General features: G+C 60.5%; 13 protein-coding genes. 9 read left to right on the top strand and 4 right to left on the bottom strand.

Going from position 1 to position 19,412, the window contains the following annotated elements; all coding sequences use genetic code 11:
* Positions 1–216: 216 nt before the first annotated feature.
* Entirely contained in the window at positions 217–930 is a 714-nt protein-coding gene (locus tag HU767_RS25305; protein ID WP_186705703.1) for a GntR family transcriptional regulator, read from the bottom strand.
* 125 nt (positions 931–1,055) lie between these two features.
* Entirely contained in the window at positions 1,056–2,087 is a 1,032-nt protein-coding gene (locus HU767_RS25310; RefSeq protein WP_186730769.1) for an Ldh family oxidoreductase, read from the bottom strand.
* Positions 2,088–2,307: 220 nt separating this feature from the next.
* Here HU767_RS25310 and HU767_RS25315 point away from each other — a divergent pair, with 220 nt between their 5' ends.
* A complete protein-coding gene (locus tag HU767_RS25315) occupies positions 2,308–7,134 on the top strand; it encodes a DUF6543 domain-containing protein (protein WP_186730770.1) in 4,827 nt (1,608 codons plus the stop codon).
* A gap of 162 nt (positions 7,135–7,296) precedes the next feature.
* Positions 7,297–8,295 carry a FecR family protein gene (locus HU767_RS25320; RefSeq protein ID WP_186730771.1) on the top strand — a complete coding sequence of 333 codons (999 nt, stop codon included), beginning with the start codon at positions 7,297–7,299 and terminating at the stop codon, positions 8,293–8,295.
* A gap of 177 nt (positions 8,296–8,472) precedes the next feature.
* Here HU767_RS25320 and HU767_RS25325 read toward each other — a convergent pair whose 3' ends face one another.
* Positions 8,473–10,821 (bottom strand): acylase, encoded by a 2,349-nt coding sequence (locus tag HU767_RS25325; RefSeq protein WP_186730772.1) that lies wholly within the window; start codon positions 10,819–10,821, stop codon positions 8,473–8,475.
* Between the two features lie 295 nt (positions 10,822–11,116).
* Here HU767_RS25325 and HU767_RS25330 point away from each other — a divergent pair, with 295 nt between their 5' ends.
* A complete protein-coding gene (locus tag HU767_RS25330) occupies positions 11,117–11,497 on the top strand; it encodes a fe2+ zn2+ uptake regulation protein (protein ID WP_186705708.1) in 381 nt (126 codons plus the stop codon).
* A 9-nt stretch (positions 11,498–11,506) separates the two neighbouring features.
* Here HU767_RS25330 and HU767_RS25335 read toward each other — a convergent pair whose 3' ends face one another.
* The gene (locus HU767_RS25335; protein ID WP_186730773.1) at positions 11,507–11,695 is read right to left on the bottom strand and encodes a hypothetical protein; all 189 of its coding nucleotides are present in this window, start codon (positions 11,693–11,695) and stop codon (positions 11,507–11,509) included.
* Positions 11,696–11,933: 238 nt separating this feature from the next.
* Here HU767_RS25335 and HU767_RS25340 point away from each other — a divergent pair, with 238 nt between their 5' ends.
* The 6 genes from HU767_RS25340 (at position 11,934) to glgA (ending at position 19,410) form a co-directional block, all read left to right on the top strand.
* Entirely contained in the window at positions 11,934–13,928 is a 1,995-nt protein-coding gene (locus HU767_RS25340; protein WP_186730774.1) for a methyl-accepting chemotaxis protein, read from the top strand.
* Between the two features lie 293 nt (positions 13,929–14,221).
* On the top strand, positions 14,222–14,668 hold the full coding sequence (locus HU767_RS25345; RefSeq protein ID WP_186730775.1) for a DUF411 domain-containing protein: 447 nt from the start codon (positions 14,222–14,224) through the stop codon (positions 14,666–14,668).
* Complete coding sequence (locus HU767_RS25350; protein ID WP_186705712.1) at positions 14,668–15,102, top strand: YqaA family protein; 435 nt, start codon at positions 14,668–14,670, stop codon at positions 15,100–15,102. The genes HU767_RS25345 and HU767_RS25350 overlap by 1 nt, the downstream gene beginning before the upstream one ends.
* 85 nt (positions 15,103–15,187) lie before the next feature.
* Positions 15,188–16,219, top strand: coding sequence for an alpha/beta hydrolase (locus HU767_RS25355; RefSeq protein ID WP_186730776.1), 1,032 nt, complete (start codon positions 15,188–15,190; stop codon positions 16,217–16,219).
* An 11-nt stretch (positions 16,220–16,230) separates the two neighbouring features.
* Positions 16,231–17,193: a D-2-hydroxyacid dehydrogenase family protein gene (locus tag HU767_RS25360; RefSeq protein WP_186730777.1), complete on the top strand. Its 963-nt coding sequence runs from the start codon at positions 16,231–16,233 to the stop codon at positions 17,191–17,193.
* A 645-nt stretch (positions 17,194–17,838) separates the two neighbouring features.
* Positions 17,839–19,410 carry a glycogen synthase GlgA gene (gene glgA / locus HU767_RS25365; protein ID WP_186705715.1) on the top strand — a complete coding sequence of 524 codons (1,572 nt, stop codon included), beginning with the start codon at positions 17,839–17,841 and terminating at the stop codon, positions 19,408–19,410.
* The last annotated feature ends 2 nt before the right edge of the window (positions 19,411–19,412 follow it).

The raw sequence follows: 19,412 nt of genomic DNA on the forward strand, positions 1-19,412 counted from the left end.
CTTGCTCCCGCTTGAGTGCGCAGCGCTCATCGCTTTTTTGGGGCCGCTGCGCGCCCCAGCGGGAGCAAGCTCCCTCGCCACAGGACCGTGCGGTTCCCAATACCTTGTGGGTATCCAACATCACCGCAAACTGGCCCACCGCTTTCGCGAGCAAGCTCGCTCCCACAGGGGATTTGGAGTGGATACGGATATTGCAATCACCAGCCGCCGAGGCGGTCACTCCGAACGCAGGATCACCTTCATTCGCTCATCAGCCAGTGTCGAGCCGAACACCTCGGCGTAGCGCAGGGTCGCATTGGCATGCTCGCGCATGATCGCCTCGGCGCGGCCGCTCTGGCGGTTGATCAGTGCGTCGAACACGGAATGGTGTTGCATATGGGCATAGTTGAAACGGCGAAACTCACCGGCCATGTTCTGACGATCCACCGCCAGGGCGGTGACTGAGGCGAATGGCAAATGATCGTTGCGGGCCAGGGCATCGGCGATCGCCGGGTTGTGGCTGCCTTCGACGATTACTTGGTGAAAGCGCATGTTGAGGTCGTGATAGACCTCCAGGTCGTCCTCGGTGACATAGCCTTTGGCGAACAGTTCATCGCCCTTTACCAAGCATTGCTCAAGCGTCGCGCGGGCCTCTTCGGACAAACCATGCTCGGCTGTCTGCCGTGCCGCCAGGCCTTCCAGCACGCCACGCACCTCCACGGCCCCAGCGATTTGCTCGGCGCTGACCGAACGCACCTGGAAACCGCGCCCGCCAAAACGCACCAGTAACCCTTCCTGCTCCAGGGTGCGGAAGGCCATGCGCACCGGCATGCGCGAAACGCCAAACAACTCGGCCGTGGGGATTTCCATCAAGCGCTCGCCAGCGGCCAGCTCGCCCGAAGCGATCATCTTGCGCAGCGCAACCAGCACCGTTTGGCCGGGCTTACTCATCCAGGCAATTCCAGAAAAAAAGAAGCCGTCATAGTAGAAGGCTTGGCCCAGCGTGTCACGGCAACGCCAGGGACCGGCCCGTGATGAAAACGGTGGCAACCAGGCCGGCTGCCACCGCTGACGGTTCAAACGCCCGCCAGCTCCCGCAGTTGCGCCAAGGTCTGCTCGTCCAAAGTAATCCCCTGCTCATTGGCCTTGCTGCGCTCGCGGTGACGACGGTCTCCCGGCAACCGCCGCAGCCCGACACCGTGCATCTGCCTGACCAATTCCCGGCTGCGCTCGGCGAAGTCTTGCCCGGCGGTCTTGCTGGGGTCGATCACGATCAACAACTGGCCGGTCCACGGCGTCTTGGCGCCCGGATGATTGCTCCAATCGAATTCGAAGGAAAAGTTGCCCCCCGTCAGCGCCGCCGCCAGCAACTCGACCATCATCGACAACGCGGAGCCCTTGTGTCCGCCAAATGGCAGCAGCGCACCGCCTTCAAGAATCGCCTTGGGGTCGCGGGTCGGCTGGCCGAGGCTGTCCACGCCCATGCCGGGCGGCAACAACTCGCCCTTGCGCGCCGCGATCTGCACGTCGCCGTGGGCGATGGCGCTGGTGGCCAGGTCGAAGACGATCGGCTCACCGTCGGCCCGTGGCGCGGCGAAGGCAATGGGATTGGTGCCGAATAACGGACGGTCCGCGCCGTGGGGCACCACGCACGTCATGCTGTTGACCACAGTCAACGCCACCAGGCCTTCGTAGGCAAACGGCTCGACATCCGGCCAGAGCGCCGCGAAGTGATGGGAGTTGCGAATGGCCAGGACGGCGATCCCGGCGCTGCGGGCCTTTTCCACCAGCAAGGCGCGCGCGGCGGCCAGGGCTGGCTGGGCAAAGCCGTTGCCGGCATCCACCGCGACGAACCCTGAGGCGACGTCTTCGACCGCCGGCACGGCCTCGCCGTTGACCCAACCGCTGTTCAGCGTCGAGACATAACCGGGAAGGCGAAACACCCCATGGCTATGAGCACCGTCGCGCTCGGCCCCGGCGCAGTTTTCGGCCAGGCACCGAGCGACTTCGGTCGAGGTGCCATGACGCAGGAAAATCTTCTCCAGCAAACTCACCAAAGCATCGAAAGACAAGGTGCAAGAAGCGGCATGATCGGATGGCGCAGACATCTGAAGCTCCAGAATGATTGTTGGAGGTAGCAACAGCGTAAAGGACCCGCCCGGTGATTAAACACTGTTTCAGGCGCGCACTGCCAATCCTTCCCCGCCGCAGACCAAAGAAGCCCGGCGTGCAATAACTATGTACCACCTTTGTCCATCCATCGTTGCCTAGTCTGGCTGCTTCTGCCCCTTCGCGCCGTCTTGCGGCGCCTTTGATCGAGAAGCAACGATGACCACCACGCCCCTGCTATTTCCCGAGGTCCTGAACGCCAAGCGCCCGGACGAGTTGACCGCTCCCCACGGGCTGACCCAGGCCGACCTCGACTGGTTGCACCATGTCTCCCTGCCCAGCCATGCCCAGCGCGCGGCGCAGACGCCGCCGATGTTCGCCGAAACGATTCTGTTGCAGGCAGAGGAAAAACCACCCATTGCACTGGCCGGCTGTTTCGCCCTCTGCGCCTCGTCGAACGGTAGCCAAACCAGCACCGCCCCGGCGTTCCTCTATACGCCAAGTGGTGGAATCGAAAAGTTCGACAACCGGGCATCCCTCGAAGAAGAGATTGACCGGATGCGTCAGGACACTGCGCAGCGCGACGATCTGTTTCGCCTCCTGTCGATTTCCCAGTACAGCGAATTGAACAGCACCACCGACATCAGACAAACCAGGCAAATCATCGACGGGGATATTTTCAGGGCCCAGATCGAGTCCATCGAGAGCGCGCAGAGCATCAATGCCCTGGCCTTGGTGAATGAGCTGATCCAACTGCCCTCGTTAAGATCAATGCTTGATCAAATATTGAACGAAGCGTTGCCACGCCTGGATCATCGGCAAATCCGCTTGGCATTCACCAAGGGAACCCATCCGGCGGATCCAAAGGCAATCCCGGTAACTGAAAGCATTCCGCTGAGCGAGGCAGTCCTGGACTACTTCCATCATCAGGGCTGGCCGGCCGGGTATGACATTGATCTGACTCATCCAGGCACACTGGCATCGTTCTACTCGGCGCAGCAATGGGAAAACTTCATAAGGGACACGGCCAAAACACTGATTCCGACGCTGATCAGCTATATCGACGCCTTTTGGGAGGGACGCACGGCTTCTTTCTATATGCCACGACGCAAGCTTTTGTCTCGTGTCATTCACGATGAGCTATGGGCGTGCATTGTGATCGAACGGGAGAAAAGACAACTGACGGATGAACAGAGTCGTGAGCTGTTTCGGCTATTCCGATCGTCTCGGCGAGACGAGACATTGATGTTCATCGAAACGATTCGACTCTGGGAATATGAACCGAATTACGTGGAGCTTGCCGGTTCCATGATGATCAGCGCCAAGGGACATTATCTTTATACGCCCCTCGAAGGTTTTCAAAAGATAAGCAACTATTCAGGTTTCAAAGACAGGCTGTTCGGTCAATCCGCCAGCAGCGTAGAAAAGGAAAAAATCTATAGCCTCCTGAGCCTGGAAGAGCGCAACCGCTTCCTGCACTTCGATGAGCCGCAGCTTTCGGGCAAGCCACTGGACTTGCCGGTGGCCGACACCCTGGCAAGCGCGATCATCGAGAAGCAGAAGAATAACTTCCATTACGCATTGGAAATGTCTCGCCAGGCCGATGTCGACATTCATTCGCTCATCGACAAGGCTCTGGATATACGTGCTTTCATTCACAAAAGCCTCTTGAATCAGCCAACCGCCGGGCATTGGGGCACTCATCCCGCGTTTCATGGAGAGCTGCGCCCATCCAATTTCATGGCCGATCAACTGGAAACAAAGATCAAGAGCTATACCGACGTGGAGGAGGCTTTCGACGGACTTTTCAGTCAGCTACCGACCTCCCCCAACGCTTCGCTGCACAACCGGCTCAGGCCGCTGCTGGCCGAACTGACCAATGTTTTTTCTGTGGGTATCCGCGCCGAGGCCGAACTCCGGGAACTGGATTCGAGCCTGCCGTCGATTGCCCATGAGCTGATCAGTACGGTTTTTGCCTATGACGCCGAGTACCCGGACCGTTCGCAGCGTAAAGCCGTCAGGGGCTTTCGGCCGGATGTCTATTCGTTGACGCTCGCTTGCAGTGAAGAAGGCCGAACGATTCAGTCGCCTCTCGCCCATTGTTTTTTATTAACCGAGCGTGGAGGACTCGATACGCCCCACTCAGGCATGGCGATTCTTTGGACGCCCGCCGATGGCTTGCAGGCTTTTCCTTGCGTCGAGGTGGCCACCCGGCAATTGAACCGAGACCTGCTCGATTCGCAAAGACGCTTTGCTTTACTCGAGAATCTAACGGCGCCTCAACGCCTGCCACATAGACGCTACCAACTCCATGCGTATGAACTGATCGAAAATAATGTGCTGCTGAATCGGATGAGTTCGTTTATCAAGCACTTTGAGGCCGAATATGGCTATCTGAGCACATTAAAAGCCGGGGATTGGCGGCTTACCGGACCGGCATTGGTCAAAAGTCTTCAGGCACTCGTGAGCAAAGGGGCGCCTACCAATCTGAAACACGTCACATCTATCGCCCAGGCCAATAAACGCCAGCAGACACTACCTGCCTGGCTTGGCACGGCATCCCTTGAAGAAAAGCGCCTGCACGTAGAAGTGCTCGAGCAATATAAAAACAGCGTGTCCGATGGCAAGGACTACCTGGATGGTATCGAGCCCCTGCGAACTTATGTGCAAAAAAAACTGCACACGCTATTGGACGCGCGCTTTCCTCGGAAAAACCTGGACCCTGAAACTATCCAGATCACGCCCAACCTGGCGATCGTGGGGCCAGCTAGTTCGTTGACTGACTTTGCCTTGCATCACGTCGATGTGACCGAAAAAGGCTTCAAGGTTTCGTCAACCTCCACGCAGCCGTTACCCGTTGGCTTGGACGAGACGGCGGTACGGCAAATGTTGTTGTCGCTGGAAATCCCGACCACCTATAAAAACCATGTAACCCAAGCACTTTCCGGCAGCCCTGCGGATACTCAGCCGAGAAAACGGCGCTTTCGTCAGCAGCTCCCTTGGCAATTGTTGCAATACGCTCATGCGCGGTATCTACAGCAGCATCTTTCTCCGAGGGCGTTCGACCTGGTCCGGCAAGTAATGGACATGCCGGATGCCATCGCTCGTCAAGCGGTCGAAGGCGCCAACGCATTCTTCCGCCCTTTGGAGTTGATCAAAACCGAAGGCGGTGCCGCGATCAAAGCGCTGGGGCTCTACCTATTCAGCTCGACTAGCGATGCAACCAGCCCTCACGTCTTGTATTCGCCCTACCATGACGGTAATCAATTACATGAGTTCAAGGATGAAGCCAGCATCGTTGCCGCATTCAATACACCCGGTGCACTCCAGGATTTGTTGATTCGCCGGCTTCCCCAGGGCCAACAAGCCACATTCAAGAATCTCTTCGCGTCCACGCGCGCAACGCAATCGGAAGTGACCCTGGGCTTCAACCCCATCAATACAAATATTCTGCATACGCTGTATGAGGACAACACCGCATTACTGGCAGAGATGCTGACCGCGCAAAACCAGGACCATCGTCAATTTGACTGGGCAACGGTTCTCCATGCCTTCAGCTCCGGGGTCAGGATGCTGGGAAGACAGTTACCGGCCAAACTGACATTCCTGGAAACGCTGTGGGAGAGCTATCAGGACTTCAAGGGCTCAGCCGAAGCCTTGCAACAGCATGACTGGAAAACAGGCCTGCACAACTTCATCGCGGGCGCCGCGGAGATGGTGTCGCTTGGTTTCCTGAATCGCGGCGATACCTTCGGCCTTCTCGACCCTATCGAACCGGTTCCTGAAAGTGCTACGCCAGCGACAAGCTGGAAGGACATCGCTTGCACGGCTGCTATGCGCACCGACCTTCAGGTCTTCGAAGCCTCGGACGTGAGCCTCTCGAATCTCCAGCTGGACTGGACCGAAGGGGTCTACAAGGCCGTGGCGAATGGCAAGTTTTTTGTCCCCCTCGCCGGCAAGGTCTATCAAGTGGCAAAAGCCGGCCAGACCTGGCGAATCATTCACGAACACGGCGAAGGGCCTTTATTGAAAAAATCGGCGGATGGCCGGACGTGGGGAATCGATCCACAGCGCCAAACCATCCGATTTGGCAAGGCCGGGTCGAAGATGGCCATTACCTATAGCGACTTCAAGGCCAAGGGATCACTGAATATTGAGGCACGGGGCATGGCCGAGATACGCAGGAAATATCCGTTCCGGGCCAATGCGATCGTGCAGGCCTTGGAAACCGCGAGGTTTTACTCGTTCAATGCCCTTCAAAATCTCCACGCACTCAAACAGCAGGTTCTTCCGGGCTCTCGGCTGGATCGATACCTTCGATTTTTTTTTGGAGTGAGCAGCGTCGATGCCCGCCTCATTAGCAAAATAGAGAACGCGATTTCGCCGATATGCCAGGCATTGGCCAACCCCGCCTGGGAGCAAATGAATGCGGATCGCATCGTTGTCGGCACCCTTAAACACCTGGAAGACAGGGCGACAGCCTTTGTGCTCGAACCCGCAGCCGTCGGGAGAATTTATATCACTCAGTTTTTCTTCGAAATGGGATTGGATTGGTATAGGTCCGTCGTACCAGAGGCCTTCAACGTCGACGCCCATGCCCAAGGAGCGACGTTCATCCATGAAATCTCCCATCAGCTTTTCAATACGATCGATATCATCTACCTGGATGCGCCGATGCCGTTCCTGGACTTGATTTCAACCGCCACTTATCTAGGGAGGGAGAAATACGAAACACAAAAGGAGCTGCAACAGAATGGACTTTCGTTGAACACTCCAAAATCAAAACTCTTTACGCAATGGGACGAGACTGATAACACATTCAAGGGCATTGAGCTGTTGTCCGTCTATAAGGGGACCGCCCGGGAAATCCTGAAAATAACCGGCGCCAAAAACATGAATGAAGCACGTGACGCATTCCTCGACCCGATTTTGCCGGACACGCGCATCGACGTCATACTACGCAACGCCGACTCCATCACCCTCTTGATTTGTGAATTGGGGCGGCAACTTGATGTGCGCTCCTCTCGACAACTTGCGGTGTCCTGATCCGGGCAAGGGCTGTTGATCTTTTTTTCACGCCAGGTATGCGACGGTACGCCATGACCCAGGTTCGAGCGAAAAAACAGGCTCATTGATGTGCAAACGCCATGACAGCAGTTCTCGGCAGCTCATGCCGAAGGTTAGAATGCGGCAAATCAGGACGAATCAATGACCGAACATACCCTCTCGGAAGCCGAATACGACGCCATTACCGATGCCGCTGCCCATTGGTGCATGCGTCTGCACGCCGTCGACTGCACCGATGCCGAACGGCAGGCGTTCCAGCAATGGCACGATGCCGATCCGCTGCATGCGTTCGAATACCAAGCCATGTTGGAAATCTGGGAGGTGGCCGATCATCTGCCGCGCGTCGAGCCAGCCGCCCCCGCCCCAGCGTCCAGGCCCCGGTCGCGTTGGAGCCGGTTGGCTGTCGCCGCCGCAGTGCTCGTCGTGGGCCTGCCCGTGGCCGCCTACACCGGTTGGAATCTGGGCTGGGTTGCCAATTCCTACGAGCGATTCGAAGCCGGCACGAGCGTCCGCCAGATCACGCTTGACGACGGCAGCCAGGTCGAACTCAACCTCGGCAGCGAGCTGACCTTCGCCAACTACAAAAACGAGCGCCGGGTGACGTTGAAAAAAGGCGAGGCGTTTTTTGACGTCACCCATGACAAACAACATCCGTTTGTCGTGCGCGCCGGCCAAGGCCAGGTGCGGGTGACCGGGACGCGCTTCAACGTCTGGATGTACCAGGACCAGGTACGGGTCACGCTGGTGGAAGGTTCGGTCAAGGTCATCAGTAACCAGGCGCTCACCCACAACGGCCTGCAACTTTCGCCGGGCATGCAAGCGAGCTACAAGGCGGGCGACCACCAACCGCAAGTCCGCGAGACCGATCCCAACGACAGCTCGCTGGCGTGGCGCAACGGCAAGTTGGTGCTGGATAACCTTGCCCTGAGCGACGCGCTGCCGCTGATCAACCGCTATCTCGAGCGTCCCGTCATGCTCGCTGACAACAGCACCGGCGGCCTGCGTGTCGGCGGTGTGTACAACATCAGCGAAGTGCAGAACCTCGTGGCTTCGTTGCCGAAGGTCCTGCCGGTCTACCTGACGCAGAACAAGGATGGCAACCCGGTGCTCAATTCCATTGGGCAACGGCCGGCTCAATAACTGAAAAGGCCCCTTTGGGACCTAAATTCTGTTCACTTAAAGGGAATGACGAACCTGTGGCGAGGGAGCTTGCTCCCGCTGGGCTGCGCAGCAGACCCATTTTGTGAGCGCTTCGCGCTCAAGCGGGAGCAAGCTCCCTCGCCACGGGTTTGCCGAACGCCTCAGGTACAACAGCGGTTATTGCGTCACCACCCTACCCGCCTCATCACGCTCACGGATGATCAGGACCTGATACTGCGGATCAGCCTTGATCTGCTGTTCGGTGAAGGGCAGCACACTCCACTGTTTCTGCGAAAACGCCTGGGTCTGGTCGGCCGAATAAGGCGAAGCAGGGTCGCTGGAAATGGAGAACGCCAACAGCCCCTGGGCTTGTGGACCTTTATCGTCAAACGTCACCACTTGCAGGTAGCTGGTACCGCTGACCACCTCTCGCCTGCCGTTCGCCCCCGGCACGCTCTGGATTGCGTTATAGATGCCCAACTCCCCGGGGCCGCCGTGGATCGGTGTCTGTCGGCCGCCGCTGCTGGCCACCTGGACGTCTTGCCATCGGCTGTCCTTCGACAATCCGGCCGCCTTCACTGCCGCCACCGAAGCCAGCATGGCTTCGCGCACGGCCTTGAGCACGGGCGGTCGCTCGATCGCCAGGCCGCGCGGGGTGTGTTGCGGGTCGTTGGGGTCGAACGCAACACGCCATGAATCAGGCAGCGCCTGCAACGGGTCCATGATGTGCTGGAAATGCACGAACCCCAAGCCGCTGTCCAGGCCGGCCTTGCGATCCCAGGCCTTGAGGCTGGCACAGACCTCGCCCAATGCCGAAGCATCGGGCCGCAGGTCACCGGCGCATACGTCGAGCAGGTCCGGCATCACTTGGTCAGCCAGGTAAACTTGATCGTCCATGACCATGCGCTGCAAATCCTCCACCTTCACCGGCCCGGCCTTGGCCAACTGGCCCATCCGCTCCAGCGCAAAACGCGCGCGCAGCCCCAGTGGCTTGCCGTGCTGGCTGATCAACGGGGAATAACCGGCCAAGGGTTGCGCCGGGTTGACCATCCAGGCCGAATCGTTGGAGTTCTGCACATAATCGCGGCGCAACAGCTGCGGGAGCTTGTCGGCGGCATAAATGCCCTCCTGTACCGCGTTGGCATCGCTGCCCCAGGCACATTCGCTGCGAGAACCATCCAGCACGATCATCTGCAATCCGGCCCTGGGATCGCTGCACCGGGCCAGTTTGTCGGCATCGACGTTCGGCACCACCGACACATTCATGTAGAGGCTTTGCCCCTGGTCGTCCACCGCCAGGGTATTGACCCAGGGAATGCCCTGGATTTTATGGACGGCGGCCTGCAAGTCCTTGAGCGTGACCGCTTTGTTCATGGCGTACCACTGGGCCAGCACCCGATCGTTTTCCAGGTTCGCGTCCCGCAGGCTGTAGGCGAACCGGTTATCCCAGTCCAGTCGGCCGGGCCATTGCACGATCGGGCCGAATTGCGAGCCATAGACCACGCGGGAAACCGTCTGCACCTGGCCGTCGGGTTGCTGGATGTCCACTGTGACCGTCTGCTGGCTCATCGGTACGGACTTGCCATCGAGCAAGTAGCGGGTCGGGTCCTTCGGGTCGAGTTGCAGGCGGTACAGGGTGAAATGCTTTGAACTGTCGACGGTGTGGGTCCAGGCCAGGTGCTGGCTGAAACCGATGTTGATCATCGGCAGGCCTGGCAGCGCCGCGCCCATGACGTCCAGCTTGCCGGGAATGGTCAGGTGCATCTGGTAGAAACGCATGCCGCCCACCCATGGAAAATGCGGGTTCGCCAACAACATCCCACGACCGTTGAACGAGCGCTCACTGCCGATGGCCAGGGCATTGCTGCCGCGCTCCAGGGCAAAACGCTGCTGCCGGGTCGCGGCGGCAGCGAAACTCGTGGCCGGAGCGGCGGCGAGCGCGGTCGCCTGGGGCGGTTGCGCACCCGCCAGGGCTTCGGCGAATTGGCCGACGCCGCCTTCCACCAGCAACCGACGGGTCAACTTGACCAAGTCCAGCGCAGTGATTGGCCGTACCCACTCGCTGGCGCACTGTTCGGGCAGGCCCTTGGCCTTGTGCTCGGCCAACGCGCGGTTGTAGCCCGCCGCATAGCCTTCGACCAATTGCTGCACTTGAGGCGCCTGGGCCTGCCAGAAACCGGAGACCGCTTGCGGCGTGTTGAGCCAGCTGAAGAACAGGTCGCTGACGCGGTTCTCCCGCTGTTCGACCGTGACCTGCTCGGGCCCGAAATAACGCGAGCGCTGGGCGTTGACCGTGACGATCTCATTGGCCAGCAAGCACAGGTTGTCCTGGGCGTAGGCATAGCCGATGCCATAACCCAACCCACGCTCGTCCTGAGCCCGGATATGCGGCACGCCAAAACGGGTGCGCCGGATCTCGGCACTGGCCTGCGCCCCATCGTCCCGCGCATTGACCACAGGGCTGAGCCCGAGGGCGATCCCTAGAAAAGCGCCTGCAAGGCCAACCCTCGATAACTGCCCGGACATTCTCACGTTCACTCCTGATGAAAACCGCAAAAACCAGGACGGCTACCGCTGCGCCTGTAGACAACACTCGGCCCGCCTGGGAAATCACACACCGCATGCTGAACCGGAATGTGCCTACCTTGAAAACGAACCGGATAAAAAAAAATTAATGGCCTGGCGCCGCTTGAGCACGGGGGTTTGACGAAGCCGGGGCAATTTTTTCACATCACCGCCTTCATGATTGCCCGTCCTCGTTCGTCCTATAACAGGAGAGTATTCGTGACCTTTTCTGATCAGGCTGGTAAGGAGTTTCTGCATGCGTAACGCGCAACTGCCCATGGAGGGCAAGCCAAGGCCGACCGGCGTCTCGCTGAACGCCACCCACCGTGAATTCGACAGGCCGCCAGAGCGCGGCGGCAACGACCACATCAGGCGCCTGCTCAAGAGCTTCGGGCTCAGGACCAGCCTGATTCGCCTCAAAGTCATCGATGCGCTGCTCAAGGCCGCCCACGAAAACCGCTGCCTGGGCGTGCGTGGTGTGCACAGCCAGTTATTGGGGCTGGACATTCCGTTGTCCTTTCTCAGCGTGCGCGAGGTGTTGAAGCGCCTGTGCAGCGAGGGCGTCGTGACCCTCAACCCCGATAAAAGCTACCGCCTGCACCCCAGCGCGATGGCCGTGCTCGAGGCCGAGGATTGAACCCGGCGCTCAGGACTTGACCTTGCGCCGCATCACGCCGTTGATCACCACCACGATGACCGCCACGGCAATGGCGATGTATTGAAACAGCTGCTCGCTGATCATGCCCTGGCCCTGCATCCAGGACAGCCCCAGCATGATTGCCAGGACGACGAGGACGATCAGAATCGAGTATTTCAAACGTTGCGAATGAGTCATTGCCAATTTCCTGAATGTATCCGTTCTGTATCCGAAGGCTGCCAGGTCCATACCGTATTGCCGGAGTGACGGGCTGCCAAGGGGGCATCATGGTACAGCCGAAGGCGAGTCTTCGTGCAATCCCCTCGTTTTATTCCTTGACCGACTGACCTCTAAAGCTGCATCACCCCAGGCCGATACAGTCAGGACTGCCCATCCGCTTGCTTTAGAAAGTCGCCTTCGTGCAAGGATTTTCCACATGCCCTCATTCCGAACGATTCAGGCGCGCTACACCCTGTTCCTGGTCATTTTCATGCTGGTGTTGTCGCTCCTGACCGTGGTGGGCATCAGTTACCTGGTCGCGCCCAAGCTGCGCCAGACTGAAGAGCAAGTGGCGCTGAACCGCATCGCCGAGGTTGCCGAGCAGATCCAGGGCGAACTGAACAAGGTGCAGGCGCAGCAACGCAGCATCACCCAGACCATCCCGTTGCTCGACAGCGATGCCATCGACAAAGTATTGCCGGGGCTGGTGGACCAGTACGGCGAGTTGAAAGTCTTCGGTGGCGGGATCTGGCCGTTGCCCAACCAGCGGGCCGAGGGGCGTAGCAAGTTCAGCACGTTCTGGCACCGCGACGCGTCCGGCAAACTGGTGGTCAATACCTTCTGGAACAGTGACGCCGCGCCCAACTATTACGAACAACCCTGGCACAAGGGCGGCATGGCCACCCCACCTGGCAAATGCGCCTGGGCCGCAGCCTATAAAGACGACGCCAGCGCCGAGCCTCGTACCAACTGCGCCATGGCCATCCAGAAGAACGGCGTGCCTTACGGCGTGTCCACCATCGACGTGACCCTGGGCTTCTTCAACGACCTGATTGCGCGCAAGGAAGCCGACCTGAGCGCCGAAATGCTGATCGTCGAAGGCGACGGCAAGATCATCAGCAACAGTTCGCGCATCAGCGGGCCGATCGTGTTGAAGAATATCAGCGACTTGGCGGCATCCTCGCCATTCGCTGCCCAGGTCAAGGCAGGCCTGGCCAAGCGTGACCAGCCGTTGCAGCGGGTCGAATTCGACAACAAGGGCGAGGCCAGCACGTTCTTCATGCGCCCTATCGAAGGTTCGCCGTGGTTCCTTGCCACTGCGCTGCCAACCCGACTGATCACCGCCCAACGCGACGATGTGCTGAACACCTTGAGCCTGCTGCAGATCCCAATGGTGATCCTGTTGGTGTTGATGCAACTTTACGCGATCCGCCAATTGACCCACCGCATGAAGGTGCTCAAAGGCAACATCGACGCCTTGTCCACGGGCGATGCCGACCTGACCCGACGCATCATCATCCGGGCCGAGGATGAATTGGGCGCGATCGGTCATTCGGTCAACCGCTTCATCGCTTACCTGCAAGGCATGATCGGTGAAGTCACCCAGGCCACCGGCGCCATGGCGTCGAGCCTCGGCGATCTGCAGCGGACCTCGGCCCACACCAGCGAAATCCTGATGCGCCACGCCTCGGAAACCGACCAGACCGTGACCGCCATCACCCAGATGAGCTCCACGGCTGAAAGCGTCGCGCAAAACGCCGCCGAGACCGCCGCGTTCACCCAACGCGCCAACGAGCATGCCGACCGCTCCCGCGTGGTCGTCGGCGAGGCCTCCAACAGTGTGGTGGCGCTGATCGATGAGGTGGCCAGCGCCACCCGCAAGGTCGAGAGCATGCAACAGGACGCCCAGCGCATCACCGAAATCCTCGGCGTGATCGGCGCCATCGCCGGGCAGACCAACCTGCTGGCCCTCAACGCCGCCATCGAAGCCGCCCGGGCCGGTGAGCAAGGCCGTGGTTTCGCCGTGGTGGCCGACGAGGTCCGCGCCCTCGCCGCTCGCACCCAGGCCAGCACCTCGGAAATCAACGAAATGCTGACCCGCCTGACCCAGGGCGTGAGTTCGTCGGTCTCGGCCATGGAAAACACCCAGGCCAGTTGCCAGTCGGCCGCCGATGCGACGTCACGGGTGAACTCGGGCCTGGACGAAATGGCCGGTTCGGTCAGCCAGATCAACAGCCTGAGCACCCAGATCGCCACGGCAGCCGAGCAACAGAGCGCGGTGACCGAGGAGATCAATCGCAGCATGGTGCAAATCCGCCACATGGTGGAGGAACTGGTGGAAAGCGGCCTGGCCAGCGAGGCCAATACCCGGCAACTGCTGGAAGCCAATACCCGGGTGAATGCGATCATGGGGCGGTTCAAGGTGCGCTGAAGCGTCGTCATTCTCCTGTGGGAGCGGGCTTGCTCGCGAAGACGGCCTGACAAACGACCTGTCTCTCCCGCCCGTACACCCATCAGATCTGTGGGAGCAAAGCTTGCTCGCGATAGCGGCGGATCAGCAGCAAGGTTGTGACTGACAAACCGCTATCGCGAGCAAGCGTTCCTCCCACAGGACTGCGTTCGCCCCAACCTGACAATTCTGTAATCCCCGCCTCAGCCCCCTGTCAGCTCGTGCTCGCTACTCTGTTATCCTCCCTCCAAACCGTACGACACGAGACCACCTCCATGGCCAACCCCCTGCACCTGCTCGCCTTGAGCGCCCTGTTCCTCACCTCCCTGGCCCAGGCCGCCGAGCCGGTGACCATCGATGTGCACCGCGATGCCAATTGTGGCTGCTGCAAAAAGTGGATCTCGCATCTGCAAGAAAACGGCTTCAAGGTCAACGACCATGTCGAGGCCGACATGAGTTCGGTCAAGCAACGCCTGGGCGTGGCGCCGAACCTGCGCTCCTGCCACACCGCCGAAATCAACGGCAAATTCGTCGAAGGCCATGTCCCGGCCGATCAGGTGCTGGCGCTGGGCAAGCGCGATGACTTGCTCGGCGTCGCCGCGCCGGGCATGCCCATGGGCTCGCCCGGCATGGAAATGGATGGCATGAGCGACACTTATCAAGTGATCGGCCAGAAAAAAGACGGGACCCAAACCGTGGTGGCGGATTACCCGGCCCACTGATGGGCGAAGCCTATCTCGGCTTGTTCCTGGCGGCGTTCGGCGCGGCGACCTTGTTGCCGCTGCAGTCAGAGGCCTTGTTGGTCGGCCTGTTGCTCAGCGAGCGCCACGAAACCTGGTTGCTGCTCGCGGTCGCCACGGTCGGCAACGTCCTGGGTTCGCTGGTGAACTGGTGGCTGGGCACGCGCCTGGAACACTTCAAGGACCGGCGCTGGTTCCCGGTCAGCCCGGCCCACCTGGACAAGGCTCGCCTGCATTACCAGCGCTTCGGCCGCTGGTCGCTGTTGCTCAGTTGGCTGCCGATCATCGGCGACCCGTTGACCCTGGTGGCGGGGGTGATGGGCGAGCCGTGGCGGCGTTTCCTGCTGATCGTGACCCTGGCCAAAGGCATGCGCTATGGCGTGCTCGCCCTGGCCACGCTGGGCTGGATGGGTTGAACGTTCGGGCCGTTCGGTTGCCTGTGGTTAATGTCGCCATAATCGGGTCGCGCCAGGATCGGCGGCGGCCACAAGGAGATCGACCATGTCCCGAATCATGCCCCGTTGGTTGCCCAGCCTGTTCTTCACCGCCGCCCTGCCCCTGCTCGCCCAGGCCGCCAATCCACCGGAAGGCCCGGCCTACGGTGCGCAGCTGGAAGGTTTCGAATACCCCTACACCCTCAAGCATTTCGCCTTACAGTCCCAGGGCCAATCCTTGCAAATGGGCTATATGGACGTGCCGGCCCAAGGCAAGGTCAATGGCCGCACGGTAGTGCTGATGCACGGCAAGAATTTCTGCGCCGCCACCTGGGGCGATTCGATCAAGGCCCTCAGCGAGGCCGGCTACCGGGTCGTCGCGGCAGACCAGATTGGCTTCTGCACCTCGAGCAAACCCGAGTATTACCAGTACAGCTTCCAACAACTGGCAACCAACACCCAGGCCTTGCTCAAGGCCCTCGGCGTACAGAAAGCCATCGTCCTCGGCCATTCCACCGGCGGCATGCTCGCCACCCGCTACGCGTTGCAGTTTCCCGATCAAGTCGAACGCCTGGCAATGGTCAACCCCATCGGGCTGGAAGACTGGAAAGCCTTGGGCGTGCCCTACCGCACCGTCGACCAATGGTACGCCCGTGAGCTGAAGGTCACCGCCGAAGGCATTCGCAATTACGAGCGCACAACCTATTACGCCGGCCGTTGGAAACCTGAGTTCGACCGTTGGGTGGACATGCTTGCCGGCTTGAACAAGGGCCCGGGTCATGAGCAAGTGGCATGGAACTCGGCGCTGATCTACGACATGATCTTCACCCAGCCGGTCTACTACGAGTTCAAGGACCTGAGCGTGCCCACCCTGCTGCTGATCGGCACCTCGGACACCACCGCCATCGGCAGCGACATCGCGCCGCCGGCGGTCAAGGCCAAACTGGGCCATTACGAGGTACTGGGCAAGCAGGTGGCCGGGCTGATTCCGCGCGCGACGCTGGTGGAGTTCCCCAATCTGGGGCATGCCCCGCAAATGGAAGAGCCGGATCGGTTCCATAAGGCGCTGCTCGGCTGGCTGGACAAACCCATTCCCTGACGAGGTGATCCATGGCGGTGCAAATAGCAGTCATAGACGATTGGCAAGATGTGGCACGCGGCGTGGTGGATTGGTCGGTGCTCGACAGCGTCGGCCAGGTGACGTTTCTCCACGACTACCCCGCCGACCGCGACACCCTCGCCGAACGCTTGCAGCGCTTCGAGGTGATCTGCGTGATGCGCGAACGCACCGTGTTCGACGAAGGCCTGCTGCGCCGCCTGCCCAACCTCAAGCTGCTCCTCACCGGCGGCATGCGCAATGCCGCCCTGGACCTGAAGGCCGCCGCCGAATTGGGCATCCAGGTCTGCGGCACCGACAGCTACAAACACGCCACGCCCGAACTGACCTGGGCGCTGATCATGGCCCTGACCCGCAATCTGGTACAGGAGGCCAATGCCTTGCGCGCCGGCCTGTGGCAGCAAGGCCTGGGTGGCGACCTGCACGGCAAGACCCTGGCAATCCTCGGCCTGGGCAACATCGGCGCGCGGGTGGCGCAGTTCGGCCAGGTGTTCGGCATGCGGGTCATCGCCTGGAGCCAGAACCTCAGCGCCGAGCGAGCCGCGGAAGTGGGCGTGACCTATGTCAGCGAGCAGGCGTTGTTCGAACAGGCCGACGTGCTCTCGATCCACCTGGTGCTCGGCGAACGCACCCGCGGCCTGGTGGATGCCCAGGCGCTGGCCTGGATGAAACCCGAAGCGCTGCTGGTCAACACCTCCCGCGGGCCCATCGTCGATGAAACCGCCCTGATCGACGCCCTTCAGCATCGGCGCCTGGCCGGCGCCGCCCTGGACGTCTTTGCCCAGGAGCCCTTGCCTGCCGCCCATCCGTTCCGAACCCTGGACAACGTACTGGCCACGCCGCACCTGGGTTACGTCAGCCGACGGAATTACCAGCAGTTCTATTCCCTGATGATCGAAGACCTGCTGGCTTGGGCTGCGGGCACGCCGATTCGGTTGCTGACGCCGGCGGGCTGAACCCGCTCCTCAATACCCAGAACATCTCCTGCTGTGGGAGCGGGCTTGCTCGCGAATGGGTGTATCAGTCAGTAAATATGTGGCTGACAGGCCGCATTCGCGAGCAAGCCCGCTCCCACAGAAACAGCGTGTTTCAGCGCGGCATTGGCCATCAAAACGCCGCTATTCCAGCCGCCCTCCAATGGTGCATCGCGCCATTCCATCGCGCACGTCGATGAAACAGCCCCCTCCCCCTACACTTTTTTCTTTTCAGGAATGTGCACTTCGTCGGTGCGTATTCCCCGACGTCGTGTAAGACATTGCCGCTAAAAAACGTGATTGTCGGACAATGCGACGAACCGAGCCGCACCGCTCTAGGATCTGACCTAGACTGCTTAACCGGGGGGAAAACCGACCGGTCATCCAGACGAAAAAAAGTCGAAACTTTTCGCAACGGCGACAGGTCAGGTTAGAGGTAGGGCAATAGCGACTGGTGCAGTCCTTGCACTGGTCATTGCAACAGCTCCTTCAGCTGCTTCGCTTCGCCGCGTTTGGGTAGCCGTTCGCTTTCCTTCGTAGCGCTTGTGCGCCTGGCCGCAGGATTCGGCCAATGAAACAACAGCTCTGGCGCTTGCCGGAAACAGATCGAGAAAATGGGAGATATTTATGATCAGTGCTGCCTTGGAACCACAACAAGTCCGTTCTCAATTACCGCCGGCGGCCGAATCGCCGACGGCTCCGGTGTTGGCCACCGGCGGCAAGGCACTGCTTCCCGTCGCTCGACAGAACCCCAATCGCAAGAAAATCCTGTTCGTCACCTCGGAAATCGCCGACCTGGTCAAGACCGGCGGCCTGGGCGATGTGTCCTCGGCACTGCCCCGGGCCATGGCCGGGCTGCATGATGTCCGGGTACTGATCCCCGGCTATCCGCAAGTGATGAACAGCGGCAATCCGATCCACATCATCGGCGAACTGGGCGGCCACGCAGCGCTGCCGCCCTGCAAGATCGGGCGCATGGACATGGCCGATGGCCTGGTGATCTACGTCCTGATCTGCCCGGAACTGTTCGCCCGCGAAGGCTCCCCCTACGGTGCCAACAACGGCCGCGACTGGCCCGACAACCACATCCGCTTCGCCCGCCTGGGCCTGGCCGCCGCCGACATCGCCGCCAACCTCGCGCAGATCCACTGGTGCCCCGACCTCGTCCACGCCCATGACTGGCCAGCCGGATTGGCGCCCGCTTATATGCACTGGCGCGGGCAACGCACCCCGACCCTGTTCACCATCCACAACCTGGCGTACCAGGGCGTGGTCAGCCTCGCCTCCTGCCCGGAGCTGGGCATTCCCGAGCACGCCCTGCAACAGGAAGGCATGGAGTTCTACGGCAAACTGTCGTTCCTCAAGGCCGGGATGGCCTACTCCAGCCATATAACCACCGTCAGCGCCACCTACGCCCAGGAGATCACCACCCCGGCGTTTGGTTGCGGGCTTGACGGTTTCCTCGCGGCCAAGACCCAACAAGGCTTGCTCAGCGGCATTCCCAACGGCATCGACGAAAGCTGGGATTCGGCCACCGATTCGCACCTGTTCCGCCAGTTCGCCATCGGCGACTGGGACGGCAAGGCGGTCAACGCCAGCCATGTGCGTGAACTGTTTGGCCTCGACGACTCCACGGGCCCGCTGTTCGCCGTGGTGTCGCGCCTGGTCTACCAGAAAGGCCTGGACCTGACCGAAGCGGTCGCCGAGTTCATCGTCGAGTCCGGTGGCCAGATCGCCATCATCGGCCGTGGCGAACCGGAGGAAGAACAGGCTATGCGCGAACTGGCGCTGCGCTTCCCCGGCCGCATCGGCGTACGCATTGGCTTCAACGAAACCGATGCCCGGCGGATGTTTGCCGGCAGCGATTTCCTGCTGATGCCGTCGCGCTACGAGCCTTGCGGCTTGAGCCAGATGTACGCCCAACGCTTCGGCTCGCTGCCGGTGGCGCGCAATACCGGAGGCTTGGCGGACACCATCGAAGATGGCATCACCGGTTTCCTGTTCGATGAGTCCACGGTGGAGAGCTACAAACAGGCCTTGAGCCGGGCCTTCAAGGTCTTCGAGTTCCCCGACTTGCTCAACGCCATGCGCTGCCGGGCCATGTCGGCGCCGTTCAACTGGTGCAAGGCCGTGGAACCCTACGCCGAACTCTACGAACAGCTGGTGGCGAAGTCCCTGGGAAAATCGGCCAGACAATGAGG

The organism is Pseudomonas sp. SWRI179 (assembly GCF_014268705.1).
Lineage (GTDB): Bacteria > Pseudomonadota > Gammaproteobacteria > Pseudomonadales > Pseudomonadaceae > Aquipseudomonas > Aquipseudomonas zanjanensis.